The sequence below is a fragment of the Streptomyces sp. ActVer genome (assembly GCF_027270795.1).
In the GTDB taxonomy this organism is placed as follows: Bacteria; Actinomycetota; Actinomycetes; order Streptomycetales; family Streptomycetaceae; genus Streptomyces; species Streptomyces umbrinus_A.
Map to the genome: position 1 here is coordinate 1 of NZ_JAPWHT010000695.1, position 3,599 is coordinate 3,599.

General features: G+C 69.8%; 4 protein-coding genes and 1 pseudogene. 3 read left to right on the top strand and 2 right to left on the bottom strand.

Translation table 11 applies throughout. From position 1 onward, the window contains the following. Positions 1–103: 103 nt before the first annotated feature. On the bottom strand, positions 104–700 hold the full coding sequence (locus O3Q52_RS50640; RefSeq protein ID WP_269655173.1) for an ABATE domain-containing protein: 597 nt from the start codon (positions 698–700) through the stop codon (positions 104–106). Between the two features lie 36 nt (positions 701–736). Here O3Q52_RS50640 and O3Q52_RS50645 point away from each other — a divergent pair, with 36 nt between their 5' ends. From O3Q52_RS50645 to O3Q52_RS50655, 3 genes are all read left to right on the top strand, one after another. After that, complete coding sequence (locus O3Q52_RS50645) at positions 737–1,231, top strand: VOC family protein (RefSeq protein WP_269655170.1); 495 nt, start codon at positions 737–739, stop codon at positions 1,229–1,231. 256 nt (positions 1,232–1,487) lie between these two features. After that, positions 1,488–2,429, top strand: coding sequence for a M28 family metallopeptidase (locus O3Q52_RS50650; protein ID WP_269655171.1), 942 nt, complete (start codon positions 1,488–1,490; stop codon positions 2,427–2,429). Positions 2,430–2,581: 152 nt separating this feature from the next. Beyond that, positions 2,582–3,163 carry a flavodoxin family protein gene (locus tag O3Q52_RS50655; RefSeq protein WP_269655172.1) on the top strand — a complete coding sequence of 194 codons (582 nt, stop codon included), beginning with the start codon at positions 2,582–2,584 and terminating at the stop codon, positions 3,161–3,163. 36 nt (positions 3,164–3,199) lie between these two features. On the opposite strand, the pseudogene O3Q52_RS50660 reads toward O3Q52_RS50655, so the two are convergent. Beyond that, positions 3,200–3,599: pseudogene (locus O3Q52_RS50660) on the bottom strand (ABC transporter permease); the annotation flags it as partial.

Below are 3,599 nucleotides of genomic sequence, written 5' to 3' on the forward strand. Positions count from 1 at the left end.
CCTAAAAGGGGCGCGGGGAACTGCGCAGTCTTTTGGGGGTTCGGGGGCGGAGCCCCTGAGTAGTGACGGGAATAGGTAGGGGCGGCGGGGGCGAAAGAAGGCCTCAGCCACCCCCCTCCGCCAGGCGGGCCCGATGCGATCGGGCCTTCTCGCGGTTGCCGCAGTGTTCCATCGCGCACCAGCGCCGCCGCCCGGGCCGCGAGGTGTCGACGAAGAGCAGCGCACAGTTGTGGGACCCGCACTCACGGATCCGCTCCGCATACGGCCCGGTGAACAACTCCACCGCGTCACACGCAACGGTGGCCAGCAACCGCGCCCCGGTGGCCCCCGGCGCCCACCCACGCGACCCGTCCGCCTCGACCCGAGCGGCCAGCGGCGCCCCGGCCGCGGCGGCGTTGACGACATCGAGATGACGGGCCTGGAGAGACCGCCCATGAGCCCGGTCCGCGGCCAGCAGGAAGACCGCATCCCGCAAGGCCCGCGTTTGCGCCAACTCCCCCTCCGTGACCGTCACTTCGAGCCCGCCGGGCAGACGACTCCGCTCCACCCACCGCACCAGATCCGCGGGCTCGTGCAACGCCTCGAACCGCGCGAACTCCCCCGGCCCGCCCGTCGTCACGAGCTCCATGCACAGCGCCCCGGGATCGAAGCGGAACGACTTCCCCCCGTACGACACGAGAGTCAGTCCGGGCGACTTCATTGCGCGCTCACTCACGTAACCACTATAAGTGGTTACGTGACAGAGACCCAGCCCCAGTCCCAGACACCTTCGTCGGCACCGGCGCCCCTGCACTGGAAGCTCGTCATCGACGCCGCCGATCCACACGCCCAGGCCGACTTCTGGGCCGCCACGCTCGGCTACCTGGTCGAGGACCACAGCGTCCTGGTCGAGCGCCTGCTCGGCTTCGGCGCCGTACCGCCCGAGGTCACCGTCGAGTCGCACGGCCGCCGGGCCTGGCGCGACGCCGCGGCCGTACGCCACCCCGACGATCCGTACGACAAGGACAGCGGCACCGGACTCGGACGACGGCTGCTCTTCCAGCGCGTACCGGAGCCGAAGACGGCCAAGAACCGGCTGCACATCGACGTACACACCGGGGACGGACAGCGGGAGGCGGCGGTCGCGCGGCTGACCGGGCTGGGGGCGGCGGTGCTCCGGGAGGTGAAGGAGCAGGGCGGCGAGTGGGTGGTGATGACGGACCCGGAGGGGAACGAGTTCTGCGTGCACTGACACGCGGGGACCCGCGGCGACCGGGGCGTCCGTCCGTGCGCGGCAACCACGGAGGACCACCCGCCCACCCGTCCGCGGCAACAGGGAACGGCCGCCCTTCCACAGCTCACCCGGAGTGTCACGAACGGCCCGCGACCAGGTGAACTCCAGGGATCCGCTATCCGAACACCCCTGACCGGATTGCGCTCTTGACGGAACGTCAACCTCAGCTTCACCATCAGGCACCCATTCCCACATGGAATTCGGAGCCCCCCACATGAAGCTCTCTGTTCCCGGACGTGTCACGGGTGCCGCGGTCATAGCCGTCGCCGCACTCCTCACCACGAGCGCGATAGCCGACGCCGCGCCCGCGCGCGTGGCCGCCGCACCGGACATACCCGTCGCCAACGTCAAGGCCCATCTCACCCAACTGCAGTCCATAGCCACCGCCAACGGCGGCAACCGCGCCCATGGCCGCACCGGCTACAAGGCGTCCCTCGACTACGTGAAGGCCCAGCTGGACGCGGCCGGATTCACCACGACCATCCAGCAGTTCACCGCCTCCAGCCGCGTCGGCTACAACCTGATCGCCGACTGGCCCGGCGGCGACGCCAACCAGGTCGTCATGGCGGGCTCCCACCTCGACGGCGTCACCTCGGGGGCCGGCATCAACGACAACGGCTCGGGCTCGGCGGCCCTCCTGGAAGCCGCGCTCACCGTGTCCCGCACCCAGTACCAGCCCACAAAGCATCTGCGGTTCGCCTGGTGGGGAGCCGAGGAGCTGGGCATGGTCGGCTCGCGCAACTACGTCAACGGCCTCACCACCGCCAACCGCGCCAAGATCAGCGGCTATCTCAACTTCGACATGATCGGATCGCCGAACCCCGGCTACTTCGTCTACGACGACGACCCGGCCATCGAGAAGACCCTCAAGGACTTCTACGCGGGTATAGGCGTCGCCACCGAGATCGAGACCGAGGGCGACGGCCGCTCGGACCACGCCCCCTTCAAGAGCGCGGGCATCCCCGTCGGCGGCGTCTTCACCGGCGCCAGCAGCACCAAGTCCGCGGCCCAGGCCGCCAAGTGGGGCGGCACGGCGGGCCAGTCGTTCGACCGCTGCTACCACTCCTCGTGCGACACGACGTCGAACATCAACGACACCGCCCTGAACCGGAACAGCGACGCACTGGCGTACGCGGTGTGGGAGCTCTCCGAGTAGCCGGACCCGCTCCGACTGACTCCGGCCCACCCCGGTCGGCTCCCGCCCACCCCGATCGGCTCCGGCAGGCTCGGGGTAGGCGACGGCTGCATGCGTGTGCATATACTGCGTACGCATGCAGTCGTCGTACGCCTTCCGTGACGGAGCCGCTCATGACCCGCCGTTTCCTCTTCATCCTGGGCAGCGCCCGCGACAGCGGCAACACCGAGCTGCTGGCCCGCAAGGCCGCGGAACAGCTGCCGGCCGGTGTCACACAGCGCTGGCTGAGTCTCACCGAGCACCCGGTGCCCGACTTCGAGGACCTGCGCCACGACAGCGACCACGTCCGGCCGTCCGGCGACAACACGGCCCTGCTCCTCGACGCCACGCTCGCGGCGACGGACCTCGTCATCGCCTCCCCGCTGTACTGGTACTCCGTGTCCGCGCACACCAAGCGCTATCTGGACCACTGGTCGGGCTGGCTGCGCACCCCGGGCCTCGACTTCAAGAAGACGATGGCCGGGCGCACTCTGTGGGGCGTCACGGCCCTCGCGCACGAGGAGGAAGAGGTCGCCGACCCGCTGATCGGCACGCTCAACCACTCGGCCGCGTACATGGGGATGCGATTCGGCGGAGTCCTCCTCGGCAACGGCAGCAAGCCCGGGGACGTCCTGACCGACTCCGCCGCCCTGACCCGCGCCAAGACGTTCTTCGCGCAGGAGCCCCCGCTCGCCCGCTTCCCGTACGACGGCTGAAGCCTGCGCCACCAGCGGGCCCCAGGGCCGCGCGCCCTACGCGGTGATGTCCTTCGCCGTGAACCGCGCCCACGCGGCTGCGCCGAACACCGCCGCGTACAGCCCCTGGAGCTGCAGGTTGCGTATCAGGTCGTCCCAGTAGACCGGGTCGCGCATGAGGTCGGCGAAGGACAGCCAGTAGTGCGAGAAGAAGTACGGCTGTATCGCTTGGAGCTGGGGGATCTGGTCGAGGATCTGGACGGTGATGAGCAGGCCGACGGTCGTCGCCATCGCCGCGATCCCGCTGTTCGTCAGGGTCGAGACGAACAGGCCGAGGGCCGCGATCCCGATCAGTGACGCGGCGACGGCCAGCGCGATCAGCAGCGCCCGCCCGAGCCCCTCGCCGAAACTGATCCGCGTGCCGGAGATCGTCGTCAGCTCGCCCAGTGGGAACAGG

Coding starts and splice junctions, on each gene's coding strand:
- O3Q52_RS50640 (WP_269655173.1), bottom strand. CDS start 700: ATGAAGTCGCCCGGACTGACTCTCGTGTCGTACGGGGGGAAGTCGTTC.
- O3Q52_RS50650 (WP_269655171.1), top strand. CDS start 1,488: ATGAAGCTCTCTGTTCCCGGACGTGTCACGGGTGCCGCGGTCATAGCC.
- O3Q52_RS50655 (WP_269655172.1), top strand. CDS start 2,582: ATGACCCGCCGTTTCCTCTTCATCCTGGGCAGCGCCCGCGACAGCGGC.